Source organism: Serratia sp. NA_13 (genome assembly GCF_052691735.1).
Window position 1 is genome coordinate 399345 of sequence record NZ_JBQZFV010000001.1, and the last position, 23346, is coordinate 422690.

Sequence of the window (23346 nt, forward strand, 5' to 3'; positions counted from 1 at the left end):
TGTTGCTTTTTGGCGGTAATGTGTTTCGATTGATTGGGCGTCATCGTTTTACCTGCACTGCATAGTGGACGCTACCCCGATCCGAAACCCTTTAAAGTGAAGGGGTAAAAATCCAGGGGTAGATTTAATAACCTATTTCTCCATTGCCCATTGTTAGTCAATAAGCTCAACGTTCCCTCCGGTATTAATGACCCCGAGATCGCCTTCTTAAAACTCCCGAATTTCAAAACGCTGTTTAACCACGCGCAAGACTAACTGGCGCAGCCAGCGATGAGCCGCGTCAGCTTCCAAACGTGGATGCCACATTTGCGAGACGGTTATGCCCTGAGTTTTAACCGGCAGCTCAAAAGCAAAGAGTGTAGCGGTAGCGTCACAGCCCACCGGGTGATTGAGCAGGAAAGAGGCCGGGACCAATGCCACCAAATCAGAGGCCTGCGCCACTGCCAGCGCGGCGGGGAAACTCGGTACCACTGCGGCGACTTTGCGTTCCAGTCCCAGGTCGGCCAGCGCCTGGTCTACCGGCCCGGTTAATAGCCCACGGCGTGAGGCAACCACATGACCCCAGGCGGCATATTGTCGGGCAGTAATCTCCGGCTGTTGTTCAAACGGATGGCCTTTGCGGACTACCGCGACAAATCGGTCACGGAACAGGGCCTGCAAGCGAATTTCCGGCCCCATTACCCCCAGCACGCCAATCTCAAGATCGACCAGACCTTCGCGCAAATGGGTGGAACTTTTCTCTGGCTTGGGGGCAAAACACAGGCGCACCAAAGGGGCTTCCTGTGCCGCCGCCGCGATCAGCACAGCGCCAAAGGCTTCGACAAAACCTTCGTTGGCGCGCAGGGTAAAGGTTCGTTCCAGGCTGGGTAAACTCAGATCCGATACCGCAGGACGAAGTACCGCGCGGGCTTCGAACACGGCGTTTTGCGTTCGCTCGCGTATCTCTTCGGCATAGGGTGTCAACACCATATTGCGGCCGGCACGCACCAATAAGGGATCGCCGGTGACCGCTCGCAGGCGACTAAGCGTGCGGCTCATCGCAGAAGCACTTAGCTTAAGTCGGCGGGCAGCACCCGCCACGCTGCCCAGGGTAAGCAGGGCATCGAGAGCAATCAGTAAATTGAGATCGGGGTCTGTCATGTCGGGCATCCTGAGCTATCAATGAAAGCAGGCGTTTGCTGCATGTTATAAGTGCAAATGCTGCGCCTTCCGCAATTCCGCAATCTTTCGCCGGCAAGGCCGGTTTAGCGTTCATTTTATTTACGATGAGCCATGGATTGGCGGGCAAAGTTGCACGCTGATTAATGGCTGGTTGAACATTTAGGCGTAGAATAATTCACTGATAGGCATCATTGATCTCACAGTGGGTATTCATCAATAAATAAAAAGCCGATAACCCGTAAAGGTTATCGGCTTTTCGCTGCCGGTCAGGGGGGATTAGACGGCTGGCAGCTGCTGCGCGGTTTTTTCCACCAGTGCCAGCAGAACTTTGATATCGTCCAGGCTGACCGTTGGGTTTAACAACGTCATCTTCAGGCAGGTTACGCCATTAAACTCGGTTACCCCGACGTTGGCACGGCCGGATCCCAGCAATGCATCACCAATTTGCTGGTTCAGCAACGCCACGGCGGCATCGCCGCTAGCGGCTAATGACTGCGGACGGTAGCGGAACAGCACGCTGGCCAACTGAGGCTGCATCACCAGTTCCAGCGCCGGTTGGTCGCCGATATAGTGGGCAACCTGTTGTGCCAGCGTCACCCCGTGATCGATGATCGCGGCGTATTGCTGTTGCCCTAATGCCTCCAGCCCCATCCACAGTTTTAACGCGTCAAAACGGCGGGTGGTCTGCAAGGATTTGGACACCAGGTTAGGCACGCCCTGAGCTTCGTCAAATTCGGAGTTCAGGTAGGCCGCCTGATAGCGCATCAGCTCATAGTGGCGGGCTTCTTTCAACAGGAAGGCACCGCAACTGATGGTCTGGAAGAATTGTTTATGGAAGTCCAGGGTAATGGAATCCACTAATTCAATACCGTCCAGATAGTCACGGTACTTCTCGGAAAGCAACAACGCGCCGCCCCAGGCCGCATCAACATGCACCCAGATCTGGTGTTCTGCCGCCAACTGCGCAATCGCACGTAGCGGGTCGATAGCACCGGCATCGGTGGTGCCTGCGGTGGCAACAATCGCCAGGATCTGTTCGCCATTGGCCTTGGCTTGCGCCAGCTTTTCGGCCAGGTCGTTTACATCCATCCGTGCGAATTGATCGGTTTTCACCAGCGTAACGGATTGATAACCCAGACCAAGCAGCGCCATGTTCTTTTGCACCGAGAAATGGGCATTTTCAGAACACAAAACTTTAATCTTGCGCAGGTTACCGACCAGTCCATCCTGCTGCACAGAGTGGCCCTGTTTGGCGAAGAAGGCATCGCGAGCCAGCATCAGCCCCATCAGATTGCTTTGGGTACCGCCGCTGGTGAATACGCCTGCATCGCCTGGCTGATAGCCGACCTGGGTACGCAACCACTCGATCAGCTTCATCTCGATGATGGTGGCAGACGGGCTTTGATCCCAGGAGTCCATGCTCTGGTTGGTGGCGTTGATCAGCACTTCCGCGGCTTGGCTAATCACCAGGCTTGGGCAATGCAAATGCGCGACGCACTGTGGGTGATGCACCGACAGGCTGTCCTTTAAAAAGTACTCAATCGCGCGTTCGATCGCCGCCTGGTTGCCCAGGCCCTGAGGATTAAAATCAAGCGTAATGCGTTCACGCAGTTCGGCAACGGTTTTCCCCTGATACATCTCGGGTTGTTGCAGCCACTGTACTACTGCCTGGCTACTTTGCTCGATCGCTTGCTGGTAGGCTTCGGTGCTTTGCGCCGAAGCGGCCAGAATCGGGTTTAACCGGGACATCGAATTCACTCCATACCTACAGGCTTGACGCCGGCGGCTAACAGGGCCTGTTCAAATTTATCCAGGAAAATGCCCAGTTCGTCGTTGGTGATCAACAGCGAAGGCAGCAGACGCAACACGTTGCCGTTACGACCGCCACGCTCCAGGATCAACCCGGCTTCGAAACATTTCTTCTGCAGTAGGGCAGACAATTGAGGATCTGCCGGGTAACACCCCATATGATCCTGAGCTTCGTCCGGTTTAACGATTTCCATACCAATCATCAGGCCCAGGCCGCGCACGTGGCCAATGGCCGGATAACGTTTTTGCAGCTCGGCCAGCTTGGCTTTCAGCCACTCGCCTTGTGCAGCGACCTTACCGGCCACATTGTTATCTTTAAGGTGCTGCAGGGTGGTCAGACCGGTGGCCATCGCCAGCTGGTTACCGCGGAAGGTGCCGGTATGATGACCTGGTTCCCAGGCGTCAAATTCTTTCTTGATGCCCAATACCGCCAGTGGCAAGCCGCCACCGACCGCTTTGGACATCACGATGATGTCCGGCTCAATACCGGCGTGTTCGAAGGCGAACAGTTTACCCGTACGGGCAAAGCCGGCCTGAACTTCATCGATAATCAGCAAAATGCCGTGTTCCTGTGTGACTTTGCGAATGCGCTGCAACCATTCGACCGGAGCCGGGTTGACGCCGCCTTCACCCTGAACCGCTTCCAGGATGACTGCCGCAGGTTTGCGCACGCCGCTTTCGACGTCGTTAATCAGGTTTTCAAAATAGTAGGTCAGTGCTTTAACGCCGGCTTCGCCACCGATACCCAGCGGGCAGCGGTACTCATGCGGGTAAGGCATAAACTGAACTTCCGGCATCATGCCGTTAATCGCTTCTTTCGGTGACAGGTTGCCTGTGACCGCCAGCGCGCCATGGGTCATGCCATGATATCCGCCGGAGAAGCTGATCACGCCAGAACGACCGGTGTGCTTTTTCGCCAGTTTCAGAGCGGCTTCAACCGCGTCTGCGCCCGAAGGGCCACAGAACTGCAGGCAGTATTCCTGGCCTTGTCCTGGCAATAAAGAGAGCAAATAAGCTGAGAACTGATCTTTCAACGGTGTTGTAAGATCGAGGGTATGTAACGGCAAGCCGCTGGTAATGACATTTTGGATGCTTTGGAGGATATCAGGATGGTTATGACCCAGAGCCAGCGTACCCGCACCCGCCAGGCAATCAAGATATTGATTATTCTCAACATCGGTGATCCACACACCTTGGGCTTTCGCAATTGCCAATGGCAATTTACGGGGGTAACTCCTGACATTCGATTCAAATTCGGCTTGTCTCGCCAAATATGTTTCATTGTTTACATTTTCTAAACTCACACCGAAATTATCAATACGGACTTTATCCGTCATCATATCTCTCCTACAACTGGGGGTATCAGTAACGCCCTAGTTGAATTATTAAAATGAATAAGTAACTACCGTGAAAAAACGCGCCCAATATATGGCTTTTTACCCCCCGGCTCAATAGTTATTTGGCTGCATGAAATTTAATGTTTTTTCTATTAAAAACAATAAATTGCTGGTTTATTGGTCAATAATGCCGCCGTATGGCCGCGACAGGGGAGTTGACCAGGCACGTAAAGCTCCCTCAATTAAAGTAGGGGTACTAGCCCAATGCATTTATTTTGCTGACAATTTTGTGATTGTCGCCGGGTTGACGCCTGAACGTTTTTTAAGCAACAACTTATTATAAATAAATCGCTGCTTAGAAATTAAGCGCATTTAGGCTGGCATAACCGGAGCTAGAGCAGGGTCTATGGTTGTTGAAGTTAAGTATCGAAGGTTTTATTGATGTTTAGTTGGCATGATTAATTCCTCCCAAGGGCCAGTAAAACCAGCAGAACCGTCTAAGCTGAATGAAATAAGTCATTTACGGTGCGGTGTTAAGCCATTAAGGGTAACGGCTAGCCATGCAGGTTGTGAATCAGCATCGCCCAGCAAAGATAAGCCGGAGTAACCTATGTACGAACCCTGTTTTCCAGAAAATGAAACCGAACGGCTATCGGTTCTGCATTCACTAAACATACTGGACACGAATTCAGTAGAGAAATTAGACCGGGTCACGCGCCTGGCCGCCAAATATTTTGGCGTCAGTATTGCCCTGATTTCGTTAATCGACCGTGAGCGCCAATGGTTCCTTTCTCGCTCGGGTCTGGATGTACGGGAAACACCTCGCAATATTTCCTTTTGCGGTCACGCCATTTTGCAGTGTGACACGTTGGTCGTGCCGGATACTGCGGTTGACCCGCGTTTCTTTGACAACCCCCTGGTCACTGGCGGGCCAAAAATTGGTTTCTATGCCGGGCACCCCTTGTTGTCACTGGACGGCCTGCCGTTGGGCACCTTATGCATTATCGATGGTCACCCACAGGCGTTATCTTCTGATATGGTGCATGATTTACGCGATTTTGCCGCCGTTATCGAAGAGTATCTGCACAGTATTGAACGTGATATCTATACCGAAAGTCTGAAATCAAACCTGCAACGTACCGAAGCCCTGTTTGAGCAGACCTTTGCACAGGCGGCAGTGGGCATGGCTCTGGTCTCGCTGGAAGGGTATTGGCTTCGGGTGAATCCGCGGATCTGTGAAATGTTGCAGTACTCTGAGCGGGCACTGTTGGAGCGTACCTTCCAGGACATCACCTATCGTGAAGATCTGCACAACGACCTAGGAATGTTGCAACAGTTATTGGCCAATGAGATAGACACCTATTCGATGGAAAAGCGCTATATCCGCGCTGATGGTTCAACAATATGGGTTCAACTGACGGTGTCGCTCAATCGTATGCCGAATGGAGAGCCTCATCATTTTATCTCGGTCATTGTCGATATCAGCGAGCGCAAAGCGGCAGAAGCTGACCTCTATGCACTGCAACATGAGCTGGAAGACAGGGTAGTGACAAGGACCCGTGAATTGAATTCTGCCGTCAATAAACTCAATCAGGAAATTGCCAATCGGGCGCTCACCGAGCTGCAACTGAGCAATGAAAAAGAACGTCTGCGGGCCATTACCGATAATATGCCAGCGCTGATCAGTCAGATTGACGCCAATGAGCGGTATCTGTTTGCCAACAGCGCCTATAAAACCTGGTTTGGTCTGGATGAAGAACGTCTCAAGGGAATGAGCGTGCAGGCATTTATGGGTGATAGTGCCTATGAAATAGCCAAGCCAATGATTACACGGGCGCTGAGTGGGGAGACGGTCAGTTTTGAGAGTGAACTCCAAACGCGCCAAGGGACAGCGATCATCCATACCACCCTGGTACCCAGTGAAACCCAGGGCTTCTATATTCTTTCCATGGATATTACCGAACTTAAACGTTTGCAGCGGCAGTTAGAGTACGACGTCTCTCATGACATGCTGACCGGGCTAACCAATCGGCGGGCTTTCCTGCTTCGGCTGGGAGCAACGCTGCAGGCTTGTTGCCCACAGCAGCAGATGGCGTTGTTGTTTATCGACCTTGATGGTTTCAAAATGCTTAACGACAGCTTTGGCCATGATTTCGGCGATCTTATCCTGAAAACCTTTGCAGAATTGCTCAATGCCTGTGCCGGGCCTCATCACAGCGTTTCACGCCTCGCCGGTGATGAGTTTACGGTTATCCTCTGGCCTTTGGCGCATCCGCAGCTGCAGGTCAGCGCGTTTTGCGAGAGCGTATTGGTCAAGCTGGCGGCATTGGAACGGGTCGGCAATCAAAAAGTGAGTCTCTCTGCCAGTATCGGTGCAGCCATTACTTCTGGCGGCGATATTACCGCTGAGGCCCTGCTGACCAAAGCGGACGATGCCATGTATCGGGCCAAATCCGCAGGGAAAGGGACCTATAACATCCGGTAATCAGAGCTTTCGCTGGTGTCAGCCCAACCAAGGATAGCTGGGCTGCCGTTAAAAGGAGTGAATGTGCCAAGCCGTCGTCAAAGCAATTCAGTGATAATAACCTCGACCACATTGGGCAGGTTCAGTGGCTTTACTGAAAACAGTGAATTAAAGACTTCGGCATTGCCGCCTTTTGTCTCTGCGTATTGATGCCAACGTTGATTTAAAACAGCGTGTTCAAATGAAGTGACGATGCGTACGGTGTGATTAAGATAGGTCTGAATAACATAAGAGGTATCTGAAGAGAAGTAAATGCAGCATGCATGAGTGTAATCCCAGTTTTCATAGTTGAGCAATATATTAACCAGATCGCCGTTTTTGTATTTTTTCAGTTCATTTCCGTTCAGGTTATCGACTTTGATTCTGTAACTTTTATCCGTGTCTTTTCCTCCTGCCTTTTCATAAACGGCACCGGCGAATTGAGTGCAACCAATTGAACCATCGGTGGTTTTATCTGAATTTAAATTGTCGATTCTTATTGCGGAGTGAAGTTCAGCTAAAGCTGCATTAATGGCATTGGTCATCTGTTTTTTATCAATGGACATAATATCACCTGTATTAATAAGTCATGATTGAATATTACCTGAAGTTCGGTGGTGACGAGCAGTGTGAAAATGCGATTCTAATCTGGAATACTGACGGCTATTTGACAGTTGGAACCATAAAAATCACCCCCGTTATTTTTCAGAACTACCCATCCCTTAACGTCCGTGCGTGGCTCCAGGTGGGCTGCGCCGACAACAATGACATAATGACCAAATAAAATAGCAATTGATTTGAAATTTATTTGGTCACGGGTGAGTTACAACATTAATAAACATAGTCTGAATTGCAATGATACGTCGTTTTTTTTTAATTATTTCTATGGTAATTTTCCGTTATTTAAATAACTCATTGTTATTGGTTGATAAAGATAACATTCTGAGCAGGTTGATTAATATCCTGGGTTATAATATTAACTGAAAGAATTTAATAACGAATGAAGTGCTATTACTCGCCTTTTAGTGACAATGTCACTGAGTGCGGACAAGGCCCACTTTGGTGCGCCAGCGCTTCAAACAAGTGAGTTTTTGCGTATGAGGCATACGTCCTATATATTTATTAACAGGCCCACAGGCCGTTAGGGAATTGTGATACTTGATCCAACTAATCACCGATTACTAGGAAGCTATCATGCATAAAAGAACACTGGCGACATTGCACTACGAGAAAATGCCTTACGATGGAGTCTACTACCATATCTTGAAACGTGAGGCGCAGGGGCACACGGCGCTGTTGAAACTTGATGCTGGCAGTCATCAGTCAGCCAGAATGCATCCGGGCTGGGTCAAACTGATGGTTCTGTCGGGTGAGCTGAAAATTGGCGATCAGACTCTACAGGCTCATGAGATGTTGATGATCCCGGCTAAAACCGCCTACACGGTGGATGCCATCACCGAAGTTTTCTGCCTGGCCATCTCTGAACTGGACGGGGTGGAACTGGCCCGCTAGGGCTCTTTGCAAATAAGCCAGGTTGGTGCCTACACTGGCTTATCTGGTGGAATTCCCCGTCATTCAGCGGGGAGTTCTGATTCAAAACTTATTTTTTGAGCTTTTCGTGACGCCATAACTTATACCCCCGGATATTCCCTTCAGAACAATGCGGTACGTGCAGCCTTGGATAAGGTGATCCCGTTCCTGAAAACACAGCTGGGCTGACACCGAAAATTGTAAGCTGACAAGGCGCGTTTTGACGAGATCTGCAGGGGGATTATTGCCAGTTTTTTTCAGATTTCACGTAGCGCGATCAAAAAAGGAGGGCATTTTGACCGATTCGACACAACTTTTGGCATTAATCCAATCCCTGGAAGTTAAGCTGCATCTGCCGGCAACAAGGAACAACATTGCTGTGGTCAGTGAGTTGCTGCATGACGACTTTGAAGAGATTGGGCGTTCAGGTCATTACTATGATAAACAGCAAACCCTGGCTGCACTACAAATAGAAAGTGATAAGGCATCGATTTTTTCCGAAGGCTTTAAGCTGGCCGTCATTACCGAAGGTGCGGTGTTGCTGACGTACCGTAGTTTTCAACATGGTGACGATGGTGGCGTTACTCGATGCACATTGCGTTCGTCGATCTGGCAATTATCTGCAAATGACAATGGCGGTCGATGGCAGATTCGTTTTCATCAGGGGACGCCGACGAATTGCTGACACCGGCGATGTTGAGCCACAAGCAAACAGTCATCAATGAACAGAAGTTAGCTGCTGAAAGAACCGGTAAAGAGAAAGGCGAGGTGAGCTATGGCCAGGTTGGAGAACCGGGTGCGTAGCTATAAATTCAATTTAACATAATATACATTATGCGCACCAATGCTGTAACAGCAAAGTTGTAATGTCCGCCTTGGGCTAAGTTAAGATGTCCGTCATGTATAATCAACAAGAAGATCACCATGACGGCTCATGCAGCGGAGTTTTTTTTAACCGACTCATTACCGTTTTGAGCGGCCATGTATACGGCTACGAACTGGGCTTCCTTCTCCTGTAATCAAAGGACATTTCTACTTTGCTGACATGCGGACATCTTAACTTAGCTTTGACAAAGGTGGATATACGTAGAATCTGAGGTTCTGGACTTTATCAGGTATCTCTATCAACCATCTCGCCATTCGGCAACATCATCTCAAAGCTTCTTTGCGCCACATACTGACCAACTTCATTGCACACAATTCCCGTTTCTTCCTGTAGCCTATGGGATAGTCAGGCCAGTTTTCACACAAGGAACTCCGTATGTGTACCACAGAGAAACATATGATTGTTATCGGCGCGGGAATTATGGGGGCATCAATCGCCTATCATTTGGCAGAACGGTTTGCCTGCCGCAGGGCCTTTTAATTTATCAATATACTAACCGTGAATAAAATGTTTTAACATTTTCAGCATAAGACAGTACAATTCCGCCCGTTAATTTCGCACTGTTTTAGGATATATGTGTCGTTAATTAGGACTGCTACATCGCAAAGCCGCCTCCCCGCCTGTCTGGGGATTTTTGCGATCCTGATGTTGTTCATTGCTCCAGTGATATCTCGATCGCTGGAGCATGTGCGCGTCGGTCAGTCTGAAACCGCCAGCATGGCAGACTGTGGTATGGATATGTCGACACATATGCATCACTCACCACCGTCTGCACCGAGCGCTAAGGCCAGCATGCCGGGCATGTCAATGGCCATGCAGACCGGCAGCCACAATATGGCGATGATGATGGATGACAGTGCCTGCGGTTACTGCGTGCTGCTGATCCATGTGCCGTTGTTGGAGCTGGCCTATTCTCCGTTGCTCTGGTCTGGCACGTTGCTGTCCCGCGCTCCGCCAGCGCATTATATCTTCTCGTTATTCGCCCATGTGGCCCACTCCGAGGCACAACCTCGCGCCCCGCCAGCATCACTTTCTCTGATTTAAAAATTAATAGACTGCAGCCAAATTATTCCTGTTGAGATAATTCAATCAGGAGGTGGACACACGCCGGTCAGATTTACTGCTGCAGAACATTATTTATCGCAACTCGGCTGGCGTTATTAATCCGCTATGGCGAGGACGCCCCCCTATTTACGGCAGCATTATGCTCCGGGCATGACTACGCCTAAATAATAATCGGTTGCGATATAAAAATACGTTTAGCGTCAAAATTTGCATTAAGGAACGATGATGTTCGATAAAACCAAGAATTATAAAAAACACCCTCTGTCACTGCATATTACTGCGGCGATGTCTTTGTTTGCTCTGGCGCCCTTCAACGGCCATGCTGCTGTCAAAACCAACGACGGTGACGTCATTACCGTGACTGCGCCACTTTATTCACCGATGACCATAGTGACATCGCCTAAAACACCTCGTCAGCCGGTGCCGGCCAGCGATGGCTCGGACTATCTGAAAACCATTCCGGGCTTCTCACAGATCCGTAACGGCGGTACCAATGGCGATCCGGTGTTCCGCGGCATGTTTGGCTCACGACTGAAAATTCTGACTGATGGTGGCGAAATGTTGGGTGCCTGCCCGGCAAGAATGGATGCTCCGACTTCATATATCTCACCAGAAAGCTATGATCTGCTGACCATCACCAAAGGCCCGCAGACGGTGCTTTGGGGGCCAGGCTCCTCAGCGGGAACGGTACGCTTCGAACGTGAGCGTCCGCGCTTTGACAAGCCAGGCATAAAGGGCAATGCCAGCGTATTGGCCGGCTCTAACGGTCGCTGGGATGAAAATATCGACGCTAGTCTGGGGGGGGAACAAGGCTATTTGCGCCTGATGGGCAACAAATCGCGTTCCAACGACTATCAGGATGGCAATGGCGACCGCGTGCCATCGCGCTGGGATAAATGGAATGGTGATTTGGCGCTGGGGTGGACGCCAGACAGCGACACTCTGTTGGAAGTGACCATGGGCCGAGGTAATGGCGAAGCACGTTATGCCGGGCGCAGCATGGACGGTTCACAGTTCAAGCGTGAAAGTCTGGGCATGCGATTTGAAAAATCCAACATTGGCGAGGTACTGGATAAGCTCGAAGCTCAGGTTTATTACAACTACGCCGACCATATTATGGATAACGTCACCCTTCGCTCCCCCGGTCAGAGTGGCATGGCGATGGGACATATGGGCATGGGTCATATGAATATGGGGATGACGATGCAACTGGATCGCCGCACCGTCGGTGGGCGCGTCATGGGTACCTGGCTATGGCAAGATTTCAAATTGGAAAGCGGTATGGATACGCAAACCAACACTCACCGCAATAAACAGGGCGACGGCTGGCAGAAGGATGCGCAATTTCATAACTACGGCGCTTTTGGTGAACTGACCTGGACCGCGACCGAACAAAACAAGGTTATCAGCGGTGCGCGCCTTGATCGCAGCCTGGTGGATAACTATCAATCGGCTAATGGACGTGAACGTTCCGATACCTTGCCAAGCGGCTTTACCCGCATTGAGCATACGCTTGCCGGTATGCCGCTGATGGTTTACGCCGGGATTGGCTATACCGAACGTTTCCCTGACTACTGGGAACTGTTCTCCCCGACTCTGGGGCCGGACGGCAGTAAAAGTCCGTTTGATAGCGTGAAAAGTGAAAAGACCACGCAGATCGATATCGGCGCTCAATACACCGATAAACGCTTTAACAGTTGGGTGTCCGCGTACCTGGGTCATGTGAATGACTTTATCCTGTTCAAATACGATCCGCACCATGCTCGTATCAGTCAGGCCGATAACGTGAACGCCACCATTATGGGCGGTGAAATGGGCATGGGTTACCAACTTGCCGAGCACTGGAAAACCGATGCCAGTCTGGCCTATGCCTGGGGTAAGAACACCACTGACCACCAGCCACTGCCGCAAATACCGCCACTGGAAGCACGCCTGGGTTTGACCTACGAGCGTGGTGACTGGAGCAGTACCGGTCTTTGGCGTCTGGTCAGTAGCCAGCACCGTGTAGCGATCAATCAGGGTAACGTGGTGGGTAAAGACTTTGCCGACAGTCCGGGCTTTGGCGTGCTTTCCGCCAATGTGGCCTACAAGGTGAATCCGCAGGTCAAACTCAGTACCGGCCTGGATAATATCTTCAACAAAACCTACAGCGAGCATCTCAATCTGGCAGGCAACAGCACCTTCGGCTATTCATCGAATACTTCGGTGAATGAACCAGGGCGAACCCTTTGGGCCAAGGTCAATGTCACCTTCTAACTAACGGAGCCGGGTGATGATCATCGCCCGGCAAAGCCCATTTCGAGCCTGTTCTCACTGAAAGGTCCCTTCAATGTTTCGTTCTGGGGCTTCTCATTCTGTCTTTCTGCTCTTCTTTTTAGAGATTTTTTACGCGAGGATTACGACCCAGTACTTGTGACGCATCGACTGGGATATCAATAAGCAAAGATTTCATTGTATTACCCGTTGCTTTATCCAGCAAAATACTCAGATTGCTCAAATCAGGTGCAAGCTGCTCGGCCTCCCAGCCGCAAGCTCGTGCTATTGCGCAATAATCCAACGGCTTGAGGTTGGCGTGATAATTTTTTTCTTCAAGTACAACCGGTTTTGCCCTTTCCAACTGGACCTGGGCAGATGATAATTTTTCGGCAAGGGTTTCTGGCGAGTCAAGCACAAAGACGGATTCAGGCAACTCGCTGCGTAATTGGGCGACAAGATTACTGCCAGACTCTGAAGTATCTTGCAATGGGGAGTGTCCCTGTATTTCCTCTCCGGTGAGGGGGACTATGTATATGGCTGGAATATCATGCAGTTTCGCATCGCTTATACCGCAACTGAGTAGTTTGCTAGCGGCTCCTGTCGTTGCGACTGCGGCCGCCATTCTACCGCTACTCAGATAATATCCTAATGGAATAAACCCGGCACTGTATTCAGCAATAGAGAGAAAACCTGACTCTTCAGAGCAGAAATTTACAAGGGGATTAATATGTTTTAAAAAATGAACAACCCCTCCACCAGTAACGCCAACATAACGGGTAACCCCCCATTTAGAGAGCGTCTCCAGTAAGAGTTGATATCCTATGGATACATCATTACCAGCAATTACCTTATTCAAAATTAGCACCTTCAGAAATAATTCATTACATGAAGGATAGCTATTGAAATTCAGTTTAAAGGTGTTTTTCAGGATTTTGATTCTCCGATCCTACTCGGCCTGTTGGTCAGGTTGGTAATACACATAGCCTTCCCGCGCCAGGCTATTTTTGATCCTGAAGCGCCAAACTATCGCCAGGGCGATAAACCACAGCGGCATACTGCACAGCGCTATCAGAGTATCCCGGTCAAAGACCATCAGCACCAGCGTGAAAGCGAAGAACGCCAACGTCAGCCAGGTCATGATCACCCCGCCCGGCATCTTGAAGGTAGAACGCTCATGCAGTTCGGGCTGTTGTTTGCGATAAACCAGATAGGCCACCAGAATCATTCCCCAACTGTAAACCACCAATATTGCCGCCACGGTAGAAACAATGGTAAACAACGTCATGACATTAGGCATCAGGATCAACAGCATGGTTCCCACCACCATACAGAAGCAGGAAAACATCAGGCTGCGGATCGGAATTGCCGTGGTGCGTGACAGGATTTTGAACTGTCCGTGCGCGTGTTTCTCCATCGACAGGCCATACAGCATGCGAGTACTGGAATAAACCCCGCTGTTGGCCGAAGACATGGCGGAGGTCAAGGCGACAAAGTTAATCACCGCGGCCGCGGCAGGCAAACCGGCCTGGTCGAACAGCATAACGAACGGGCTGCTGTCCGGCGAAACGTGGCTCCATGAGGTCACGGCGATAATCGCCAGCATCGAGAACACATAGAAAATGATGATCCGCAACGGGATCACGTTGATCGCCTTAGGCAGCACCTTTTGCGGATTCTTGGTCTCTGCCGACATAGTGCCCAGCAGCTCGATACCGGTGCAGGAGAAAATGGCAATCTGGAAGCCGGCAAAGAAACCGAATATGCCGTGCGGCATAAAGATATTGGGGTCGGTGATATTACTCACCGAGGCTTTAACCCCGTCCGGCGAGGTCCAGCCAATAAATACCATCCAGGCACCGGTCAGGATCAGCGCGATAATGGCAATCACTTTAATGATGGCAAACCAGAACTCTGCTTCACCAAACATCTTCACCGACAGCATATTGAACAGGCACAGCAGCCCAAGGGTCAGCAAGGCCGGCAGCCAGGGCGAAACCTCCGGGTACCAGTACTGCACGTACCCCCCGCACACCACTACGTCGGCAATGCAGGTCACCACCCAACTCAACCAGTAAGACCAACCGAGGAAGAAGCTGGCTTTGGGGCCCAGGTATTCGGAGACGAAATCGGCAAATGAGCGATAGTCGAGCTTGGTCAGCAACAATTCGCCCATCGCCCGCATCACCATAAACATAAAGAAGCCGACAATGACGTAGGTCAAAACAATAGAAGTGCCGGAAAGCGCGATGGTTTTACCCGAGCCCATAAACAACCCGGTGCCAATGGCCCCGCCGATGGAAATAAGCTGAATATGGCGCTCGCTCAAACCCCGTTGCAATGTTTGGGTACAGTCGTGCCCCTCGGTTGAATGGGTATTCAACCGATGTTGTTTACTTTTTGTCATGGTGTTACCTGTCCGTCATTAAGGCGATTAAGCAGCTTTCACCGCTGCAGCAGGAGTGAAACGCCGTTGGCGTTCTACCGGCAAAAAAGAAATTCAGGCCAAACGCTGCCTGCCCTTTTGTTAAAGGGAAGTAAATATCTGTACGTCTCAGAAAACGACTGTTCGAACTGAGTACCAGCCCACATTTAGCATGCGAAACATGAGCATGGAGGATAAATGGCTTTATATCAGTGGGTTATTATCATTCCCGGTCAAGAAAAAAATGCGGCCACCGCAGATTTAACATGAATTTAACTCTGGCGTCAGGAAACCGCATTGTCAACACGACACTTAAATAAAATGAAACTTTTTGATCACATTCAAGGTTCTGAAAAATAGATAAAAACGGGTTTTATGCATTTTTTATGCATAAATTATGCGTAGTCAGCCAACCCCTTCTGAAAAAGTAATTAACTATTCATTTTTGCGACGAAAAAACCGCTGAAAACCGCTCCGCAGCCCGCCAGGGGGGGCTAACAAGCCGCGCTTTTAATGGTAAATTTGGCATCGCAAAAGTGTTATGCACTTGGTAAACCACGGTTAAACAAAATAAACACCTCTATATAAAAAAGGTTGGTTATGGAAAAGCTATCCTACGCTTCAGAAAGTAGCACAACGGCCTGGGCCACCTATCTGCAACAAATCGACCGCGTTGCACCTTACCTGGGTGATCTGTCGCGTTGGGTTGATACCCTGCGTCACCCGAAGCGTGCGCTGATCGTTGATATCCCACTGCAGATGGACGACGGTTCAATCCGCCATTTCGAAGGCTTCCGCGTTCAGCACAACCTGTCGCGCGGCCCGGGCAAAGGCGGCATCCGTTATCACCCAGACGTTGATCTCGATGAAGTCATGGCGCTGTCAGCCTGGATGACCATCAAGTGTGCGGCGGTCAACCTGCCCTACGGTGGTGCCAAGGGGGGGATCCGCGTCGATCCTTTCAAACTGTCTGAAGGCGAACTGGAAAGATTGACCCGTCGCTACACCAGCGAAATCGGGTTTATCATCGGGCCACAGAAAGATATCCCGGCACCCGATGTCGGCACCAACGCCAAAGTCATGGCCTGGATGATGGATACCTACTCCATGAACCACGGCACTACCATCACCGGCGTGGTTACCGGCAAGCCTATCCACCTGGGCGGCTCTCTGGGTCGTGAGAAAGCCACCGGTCGCGGCGTATTCGTTACCGGCTGTGAAGTGGCGAAACGTCTGGGCGTGCAAATCGAAGGTGCCAAGGTTGCGGTTCAGGGCTTTGGTAACGTGGGCAGCGAAGCCGCCCGCCTGTTTGTTGGTATCGGTGCGCGTGTGGTGGTGATTCAGGACCACTCCGCAACCCTGTTCAACGCCAACGGTATCGATTTGACCGCACTGACCGAGTGGCAGGCCAAGAACAAGCAAATCGCCGGCTTCCCTGGTGCCAGCGAAATTGAAAGCGAAGCTTTCTGGTCCGTAGACATGGATATCCTGATCCCAGCCGCGCTGGAAGGTCAGATTACCCGTCAACGTGCAGAAATCCTCAGCGCCAAACTGGTTCTGGAAGGCGCTAACGGCCCAACCTACCCAGATGCGGACGACGTGCTGCGTTCACGCAACATCACCGTGGTACCTGACGTTATCTGTAACGCCGGCGGCGTAACAGTCAGTTACTTCGAATGGGTGCAGGACATGGCCAGCTACTTCTGGAGCGAGAGCGAAATCAACGAGCGTATGGACAAGATCATGACCGACGCCATGATTCACGTTTGGAACAAGTCCGAAGAGAAAGAGTGCAGCCTGCGCACCGCGGCATATATCGTCGCTTGTGAACGTATCCTGACCGCACGTAAAGAGCGTGGCATTTACCCAGGTTAATGCGTTATCTCTCCCGGCTTGCTCTGCAGGCCGGGATTATTTCAAAATTACCCCCTTCAACGCAGCAACCGTTTCATCACCTTTCCGGTACTGGTCATCGGCAGCCGTTCGACAAACTCAACGATGCGTGGGTATTTAAACGCCGCCAGCCGCTCTTTGGTCCAGGCGATCAGTTGCTCTTCACTCACCGTCTCGTCCACATCCTTCAACACCACCACCGCTTTTATCTCTTCGCCCAACGACTGATGCGGTACGCCAATCACTGCCACCAATGACACGGCCGGATGGCGGATCATCAATTCCTCAACTTCACGCGGGTAGACGTTAAATCCGCCGCGGATAATCACATCTTTCGACCTGTCGACGATAAAATAGAAGCCATCGGCATCACGGCGTGCCAGGTCACCGGTTCTGAACCAGCCTTTTTCCAGCACCTCGGCCGTGGCTTCCGGGCGGTTAAGGTAGCCCTTCATCACATTGTGGCCACGCACCGCAATCTCACCAACCTGATCGATGCCCTCTACCGTTTTACCGGTGACATCGACTAACCGGACTTCCACCCCCCAAATTGGCTGGCCAATAGAGCCGACTTTATTGACCCTCCCCGGATGGTTAAAGGTAGCAACCGGGCTGGTTTCCGATAAACCGTAACCTTCCAGAATATTAATGCCGAAGCGTCGGGCAAAGTCCTCGATGATTTGTACGGGCAAGCTGGCGCCCCCGGAGACCGCCATGCGCATGTTTTTACGTAACAGGGCAAGATCTGCCGTATCGTCCAGTGCGTTCAGCAATGCCCAGTACATGGTGGGGACACCGGCAAAAAAAGTGATAGCGTGCTTTTGCATCAGCGCAATGGCCTGCTTCGCATCGAAACGCGGCACCATGACCAACGTCGCCGCCAGGGCAAAACCGGCGTTCATCTGTACGGTGGAACCAAAGGTATGGAATAGCGGCAACGTCACCAAATGGCGATCGGGATTTTCTAACGAACTATTGAACAACTGTACCGAGCCCAGTGCGTTCAGCACCAGATTGGAATGGGTCAGTTCCGCCCCCTTGGCACGGCCGGTAGTGCCGCTGGTGTAGAGGATCACGGCGGTGTCGGATTCCACCGTGCTGACGCTGTCAAAATCGGTGGACTGGCTGCCGAGCGCCTGACTGAAACGGTCACCCACCAGCGGAAGGCTATCGCCGATAATAATAAAATCACGGCAATGTCCTGTGGTTTCAAACGCGCGTCGAGCTTCTTCTCCCAACGTCAATCCATTGCCACCCTCAAAGCAGAAGAATACCACCGCCTGCGAGTCTTGCAGGTAATATTCAAATTCACCGGCTTTCAACAGTGTGTTCAAGGGCACGACCACCGCACCGGCTTTGAGGATGCCATAGTAAATTGCCGGGAATTCCCAACAGTTCGGGCAAGCCAGCGCCACCCTTTCACCCGGCTGCACTCCCCTGGCCATCAGCAGGTTAGCCACCTGATTAGCCCGTTGATTCAGCGCGGCATAGTTAAACTCAATCCCCTCCTGCACCAACGCCAGCCGATCCGGAAACGAACGCGCACTCTCTTCAAGCAATGTAGCCAAATTTAGCATGAGGTTTTCTCGAAAGCAGAAACCGGGCATGCCCGGTGAGTCATCGACTGAGATACTGCGCGACCTCGCTGAGGTTGCTCTCCCTGAACAGCCTGCGGCGGAAAAAACCACGGCAGTAATCAGTATAGACGAGGTCATACCAGTGTAAAGGTTCGCGCTCCGCTGCCTGATAGGCTATATGTTAGGGATCATTTCCCCTCCCGGAGAGCCCCTGATGAGCAAGAAAAAGATCCTGATGCTGGTCGGCGATTACGCTGAAGATTATGAAACCATGGTGCCGTTTCAGGCGTTACAAATGATAGGTCATCAGGTGGATGCCGTGTGCCCCGATAAGGCCATAGGCGACTACATCATGACGGCGATCCATGATTTTGACGGCGCACAAACCTACAGCGAAAAACCCGGCCACCGTTTCACCCTGAACGCTGATTTTTCGGCAGCCAAAGAAGCAGACTATGACGCCTTATTGATCCCCGGAGGCCGAGCGCCAGAATATCTGCGACTGAATCCACAGGTCATCAAACTGGTGCAGGCTTTTGACGCCGCACGCAAGCCTATCGCCGCCGTTTGCCATGGCCCACAGCTGCTGGCTGCCGCCGGCGTGTTGAAAGGCAGAACCTGCAGCGCCTACCCGGCCTGCGCGCCAGAAGTACAGCTGGCTGGCGGACACTTTGCCGACATCGGCATTGATCAGGCCCATGTTGATGGCAATCTGGTGACCGCCCCGGCGTGGCCTGCACATCCGCAATGGCTGGCGAAATTTGCCGAACTGCTGGCGGAATAATGCAATAAAAAGGCCCGCAACACAGCTGCGGGCCTTTTTATTTTGACCGTTCGTGGGTTAATTACTCCGCCAACCATACAAGGGCCGGATCCTTTCCATCTCAAGATCCCAATGATTACGACGTCGGGATGGTGGGGAAAATAATGACACTGATTTTTAAACCGCCGGCAGTTGATTGGTCACACAGTGAATGCCCCCGCCGCCCGCGGCAATGGCGTCAATATTCAACTGCACGACTTCACGCTCCGGGTAAAGCTCGGTTAATAATCGCAACGCTTCGCCATCCGCTTCCGGGTCGCCAAATTCGGGGGCAATGACCGCGCCGTTGATCACAAAGTAATTGATGTATCCCGCAGCAAAGTCCGGATTACCCTTGTTGAAACGACTGAGACGCGGATCCATCGGCGGCGACATGGTATGTATCTGCAACTTGCGGCCATCGGCATCGGTCGCCTGTTTGAGGATCGCCAAATGTGCCTGGGTCACTTTATGGTCGTAAGAGTCGGGATCAGTGTCCAGATTGGCCACCACGACTCCTGGGCTGGCAAAACGGGCGTAGAAATCAACGTGGGCGTCGGTGATATCTTTCCCCTTAATCCCCGGCAGCCAGATAATTTTGCGCAGTCCGAGCATCTCTTTCAACTCTTGCTCCACCCGATCACGGTTCCAGCCTGGGTTACGGTTCTTGTTGACCCAACTGCTCTCGGTCATGATACCGGTGCCGTGGCCATCTACTTCGATACCGCCGCCTTCCCCCACCAGTCCGCTGCGCCATATGTTGGCCACACCGTAATGGCTGGCTTCAAATGCCGCCAAACGCGCATCGTATTTGTGCTGCTGTTTGTTGCCCCAGCCGTTAAAGTTAAAGTCCACCGCCCCCAGTTTGCCCGCCTGATTGACGACAAAATTGGCGCCAATGTCACGCATCCAAATATCATCAAGTTCGGTGACAATAAAGGTCACATTGTGGCTGCCGCATTTCTCTTCCGCCAGTCGACGTTCACTTTCACGGCAAAATACGGTTAACGGTTGATATTGAGCGATCGCCCGTGCGATGCGCCCCAAAGCATCCTGCACACCCGCAGTATAATCAGCCCAAATGGCCCGCTGCGCACCGAAGGCGATAAAAGCTCGTTGCTGCTCTTCGCCTTCATCCGGCATACGCCAGCCTTCTCCACGCACCGCTGACGTGGCATGGGCAGGTAACGTCAGCCCCATGGATGCAGTTAGGCTCATACCGGCAATCAGGGATGCCTGCTTAATAAATTCACGACGCGTTGACATGGTTTGCTCCTGTATTGCCGTCATTGAAATAAGATATTCTGTTCAGTGAAAGACGGCGTGATTCCGATTTAATACATTTTAAAGCTTCCATTGCTGCCATAACAAAGGATAGATTTAGCAGACACCTGATTAGATAGGCTTATCAATAATGCTAAAACACTGGCCTCCGATGAACGCATTACGTGGTTTTGAAGCCGCTGCCCGCTTGGGCAGTTTCCACCAGGCCGCCGATGAGCTGCACCTCACCCAGTCGGCAATCAGTCAACAAATACGCAGCCTGGAAGCCTATCTGGAACAACCGTTGTTTTTCCGCAGTGGTCGTAGCGTCAGCCTGACCGATGCCGGGCACGATCTCTACAGCACCGCCCAGGTGATGCTGCAACAACTGGCGGTCGGCATCCGCCGTCTGGATCAGTACCGCAAACCCAACCAACTGATCGTCAATACCACCCCGGCGTTTGCCCGCCACTGGCTGGTGCCGAACCTGAAGAGCTTTAATCGGCAGCATCCGGATATCGACCTTTGGCTGTTCACCACCTTCGAACCGCCGGAGATGGCGACGGAAACCGTCGATCTGGCGATCCGTGACGATCTCGGTGCACAAGCCGAATGCAGCCTCCGGGTATTACATCAGGACCGACTCTATCCGGCTTGCCATCCTGATGTCCTGAAACTGGACGCAGAGCAACGAACCACTCTGCACGGTGAACGTGAGATGGATTGGAGCCATTGGGCCGTTCAGGGCGGCGTCAATGTCGGCCAAAACAGCCAAGGGCTGAATTTCTCAGATCCTGGCCTGTTACTGGACGCCGCCTGCGATGGTCTGGGTATCGCGCTGGTCAGCCAATTGCTGGCACGGCAGGCACAGGCAAAAGGCGTGTTGCAACCGCTGACGGAACAAAGCGTCCGCGGGCCCAACTGGGCCTGGCTTGTCCACCGCGACAGCGAACATAGCCCGCATACTCGGCAGTTTTGTGAGTGGTTGCTAACCCAGTTACCGTCCACCGTTTAATGTTCCAGCTCACGGATCCGTACCGCGGATAAAGCAGTGAGGATTGAGCAATGCTACCTTCAATCAGGCGCCCGAAAACCTGTACACAATGGCGCTAAGTAATTGTTGAGATTGAAGTCACCTGCCATCGTTCAATTCGAAAAGGAACCGCTATGCATTCTGGCTTATTAAAAACCTTAGCACTCAGCGTGGCACTTGCTACCCTTAGCCCCTCGGTGTTGGCCGCAAATCTGAATGCCGGCGCCGTAGCGGCACCGGATCAATACGGTGCCAAAGTGGCCGCACAAATTTTGCAGGCCGGAGGTAACGCCGTCGATGCGGCAGTCGCCACCGCTTTTACCCTGGCTGTAACCTACCCAGAAGCCGGTAACATTGGCGGCGGCGGCTTTATGACGCTGTACGTCGACGGTAAACCCTATTTCCTCGACTACCGTGAAATCGCCCCCAAAGCCGCCACCAAAACCATGTACCTGAACGAAAAAGGCGAAGTGATTGAAAACCTCAGCCTGGTGGGAACCAAAGCCGCCGGTGTGCCAGGCACGGTACTGGGGCTGTGGGAGGCCCATAAACGCTTTGGTAAATTACCCTGGTCGGAATTGTTGACCCCGGCCATCGGTTACGCACAGCAGGGTTTTAAGGTGGCCGATCAGCAATATCAGTACCGTGAAGACGCCAACAAGCTGTTCGCCGGAAAAACCAACTTTGGCGATTATTTTGGCAGCATGAAACCCGGTGCGGTGTTTAAGCAACCGGAGCTGGCCAAAACGCTGGAGCGCATCGCCAATAAAGGTGCCGAAGACTTCTATCAGGGGGAAACGGCCAAATTGCTGGTGGCCCAGATGCAGCGCGATAGTGGCCTGATTACCCAGGCCGATCTCACTGACTATCGGGTGAAATGGCGTGACCCAATGCAAATCTCCTGGCGCGGCAACACCCTTTACACCGCCCCGCTGCCCAGCTCTGGCGGCATCGCGTTGGCGCAGTTGCTTGGCATAAAAGAAAACCGCGCCGCCGACTTCAAAGGCGTAGAACTCAATTCTGCACGTTATATTCACCTGCTGTCGGAAATTGAGAAACGCGTGTTTGCCGATCGCGCCGATTACCTCGGCGATCCGGACTTTGCCAAGGTTCCGGTAGCTCAACTGGTCGCACCGGACTATCTGCAAAAACGTGCTGCGGAGATCAACCCCACCGCCATTTCGCCAACCGAAAAAGTGCGGCCTGGTTTGGAACCGCACCAGACGACCCATTTCTCGATTGTTGACGCCCAGGGCAATGCGGTCAGCAACACTTATACGCTGAACTGGGACTTTGGCAGCGGCGTGGTGGTGAAAGGTGCCGGCTTCCTGCTGAACGACGAAATGGATGACTTCAGCGCCAAACCGGGCGTGGCCAACGCTTTTGGCGTGGTCGGCAGCGATGCTAATGCCATTGAACCGGGCAAACGCATGCTTTCATCCATGAGCCCGACCATTATCACCCGTGACGGTAACGTCAGCCTGGTGATTGGTACCCCCGGCGGCTCGCGTATTTTCACCTCGATTTTTCAGGTGATAAACAACATCTATGATTATCAACTGCCATTGGACAAGGCCGTAGCCGCCCAGCGCGTCCATCACCAATTGCTGCCTAAAGACACCATCTTCTTTGACAGCGTTGCCCCACTGACCGGTAAAGTGGCGGAACAACTGAAAGCCATGGGCTATAAGCTGGAAGATCAGGGCTGGTCTATGGGGGATATTCAGGTGATCCGCGTCAATGGCGATACGCCAGAGACGGCGTCTGATCCTCGTGGCCGCGGGATGGGTTTGGTAGTGAAAAAATAAC

At 51.9% G+C, this 23346-nt stretch carries 17 protein-coding genes and 1 pseudogene; 10 read left to right on the forward strand and 8 right to left on the reverse strand.

What is annotated here, in order from left to right:
- Window positions 1-207 precede the first annotated feature (207 nt).
- Complete coding sequence (locus ACUTSU_RS01850) at window positions 208-1140, reverse strand: LysR family transcriptional regulator (protein ID WP_445653705.1); 933 nt, start codon at window positions 1138-1140, stop codon at window positions 208-210.
- A gap of 91 nt (window positions 1141-1231) precedes the next feature.
- On the opposite strand from ACUTSU_RS01850, the pseudogene ACUTSU_RS01855 reads away from it, so the two are divergent.
- Window positions 1232-1324, forward strand: a pseudogene (locus ACUTSU_RS01855) (phenazine biosynthesis protein PhzF family); the annotation flags it as partial.
- A gap of 113 nt (window positions 1325-1437) precedes the next feature.
- On the opposite strand, the gene ACUTSU_RS01860 reads toward ACUTSU_RS01855, so the two are convergent.
- Together ACUTSU_RS01860 and ACUTSU_RS01865 are read right to left on the reverse strand one after the other, a co-directional pair.
- The gene (locus ACUTSU_RS01860) at window positions 1438-2910 is read right to left on the reverse strand and encodes a pyridoxal phosphate-dependent decarboxylase family protein (RefSeq protein WP_445651555.1); all 1473 of its coding nucleotides are present in this window, start codon (window positions 2908-2910) and stop codon (window positions 1438-1440) included.
- 5 nt (window positions 2911-2915) lie between these two features.
- Entirely contained in the window at window positions 2916-4307 is a 1392-nt protein-coding gene (locus tag ACUTSU_RS01865) for a diaminobutyrate--2-oxoglutarate transaminase (protein ID WP_445651684.1), read from the reverse strand.
- A gap of 610 nt (window positions 4308-4917) precedes the next feature.
- On the opposite strand from ACUTSU_RS01865, the gene ACUTSU_RS01870 reads away from it, so the two are divergent.
- Window positions 4918-6792, forward strand: a complete 1875-nt coding sequence (locus ACUTSU_RS01870; RefSeq protein ID WP_445653706.1) for a PAS domain S-box protein — start codon at window positions 4918-4920, stop codon at window positions 6790-6792.
- A 77-nt stretch (window positions 6793-6869) separates the two neighbouring features.
- On the opposite strand, the gene ACUTSU_RS01875 is transcribed toward ACUTSU_RS01870, so the two are convergent.
- Window positions 6870-7376 (reverse strand): hypothetical protein, encoded by a 507-nt coding sequence (locus ACUTSU_RS01875; protein WP_445651557.1) that lies wholly within the window; start codon window positions 7374-7376, stop codon window positions 6870-6872.
- A 628-nt stretch (window positions 7377-8004) separates the two neighbouring features.
- Between ACUTSU_RS01875 and ACUTSU_RS01880 the strand changes: the two genes are divergently transcribed.
- The 4 genes from ACUTSU_RS01880 (at window position 8005) to ACUTSU_RS01895 (ending at window position 12547) form a co-directional block, all read left to right on the forward strand.
- Entirely contained in the window at window positions 8005-8322 is a 318-nt protein-coding gene (locus tag ACUTSU_RS01880; protein WP_012145173.1) for a cupin domain-containing protein, read from the forward strand.
- 313 nt (window positions 8323-8635) lie between these two features.
- Entirely contained in the window at window positions 8636-9025 is a 390-nt protein-coding gene (locus tag ACUTSU_RS01885; RefSeq protein ID WP_445653707.1) for a nuclear transport factor 2 family protein, read from the forward strand.
- A 777-nt stretch (window positions 9026-9802) separates the two neighbouring features.
- Entirely contained in the window at window positions 9803-10270 is a 468-nt protein-coding gene (locus tag ACUTSU_RS01890) for a DUF2946 domain-containing protein (RefSeq protein ID WP_445653708.1), read from the forward strand.
- Window positions 10271-10513: 243 nt separating this feature from the next.
- On the forward strand, window positions 10514-12547 hold the full coding sequence (locus tag ACUTSU_RS01895; protein ID WP_445651560.1) for a TonB-dependent copper receptor: 2034 nt from the start codon (window positions 10514-10516) through the stop codon (window positions 12545-12547).
- A gap of 118 nt (window positions 12548-12665) precedes the next feature.
- Here the strand turns inward: ACUTSU_RS01895 and ACUTSU_RS01900 are convergent, their stop codons facing one another.
- Window positions 12666-13403, reverse strand: a complete 738-nt coding sequence (locus tag ACUTSU_RS01900) for a thiamine pyrophosphate-binding protein (protein ID WP_445653709.1) — start codon at window positions 13401-13403, stop codon at window positions 12666-12668.
- A 90-nt stretch (window positions 13404-13493) separates the two neighbouring features.
- The gene (locus tag ACUTSU_RS01905) at window positions 13494-14951 is read right to left on the reverse strand and encodes an amino acid permease (RefSeq protein WP_445651562.1); all 1458 of its coding nucleotides are present in this window, start codon (window positions 14949-14951) and stop codon (window positions 13494-13496) included.
- Between the two features lie 618 nt (window positions 14952-15569).
- On the opposite strand from ACUTSU_RS01905, the gene ACUTSU_RS01910 reads away from it, so the two are divergent.
- Window positions 15570-16844, forward strand: coding sequence for a Glu/Leu/Phe/Val family dehydrogenase (locus ACUTSU_RS01910; RefSeq protein WP_445651563.1), 1275 nt, complete (start codon window positions 15570-15572; stop codon window positions 16842-16844).
- 56 nt (window positions 16845-16900) lie between these two features.
- Here the strand turns inward: ACUTSU_RS01910 and ACUTSU_RS01915 are convergent, their stop codons facing one another.
- Window positions 16901-18439 (reverse strand): long-chain-fatty-acid--CoA ligase, encoded by a 1539-nt coding sequence (locus tag ACUTSU_RS01915; protein WP_445653710.1) that lies wholly within the window; start codon window positions 18437-18439, stop codon window positions 16901-16903.
- Window positions 18440-18653: 214 nt separating this feature from the next.
- Between ACUTSU_RS01915 and ACUTSU_RS01920 the strand changes: the two genes are divergently transcribed.
- Window positions 18654-19223 carry a DJ-1/PfpI family protein gene (locus tag ACUTSU_RS01920; protein WP_017892877.1) on the forward strand — a complete coding sequence of 190 codons (570 nt, stop codon included), beginning with the start codon at window positions 18654-18656 and terminating at the stop codon, window positions 19221-19223.
- Window positions 19224-19379: 156 nt separating this feature from the next.
- On the opposite strand, the gene ACUTSU_RS01925 is transcribed toward ACUTSU_RS01920, so the two are convergent.
- Complete coding sequence (locus ACUTSU_RS01925) at window positions 19380-20507, reverse strand: agmatine deiminase family protein (RefSeq protein WP_445651565.1); 1128 nt, start codon at window positions 20505-20507, stop codon at window positions 19380-19382.
- A gap of 148 nt (window positions 20508-20655) precedes the next feature.
- Between ACUTSU_RS01925 and ACUTSU_RS01930 the strand changes: the two genes are divergently transcribed.
- Window positions 20656-21519: a LysR family transcriptional regulator gene (locus ACUTSU_RS01930; protein WP_445653711.1), complete on the forward strand. Its 864-nt coding sequence runs from the start codon at window positions 20656-20658 to the stop codon at window positions 21517-21519.
- Between the two features lie 152 nt (window positions 21520-21671).
- Complete coding sequence (gene ggt, locus ACUTSU_RS01935) at window positions 21672-23345, forward strand: gamma-glutamyltransferase (RefSeq protein ID WP_445651567.1); 1674 nt, start codon at window positions 21672-21674, stop codon at window positions 23343-23345.
- Window position 23346 lies beyond the last annotated feature (1 nt).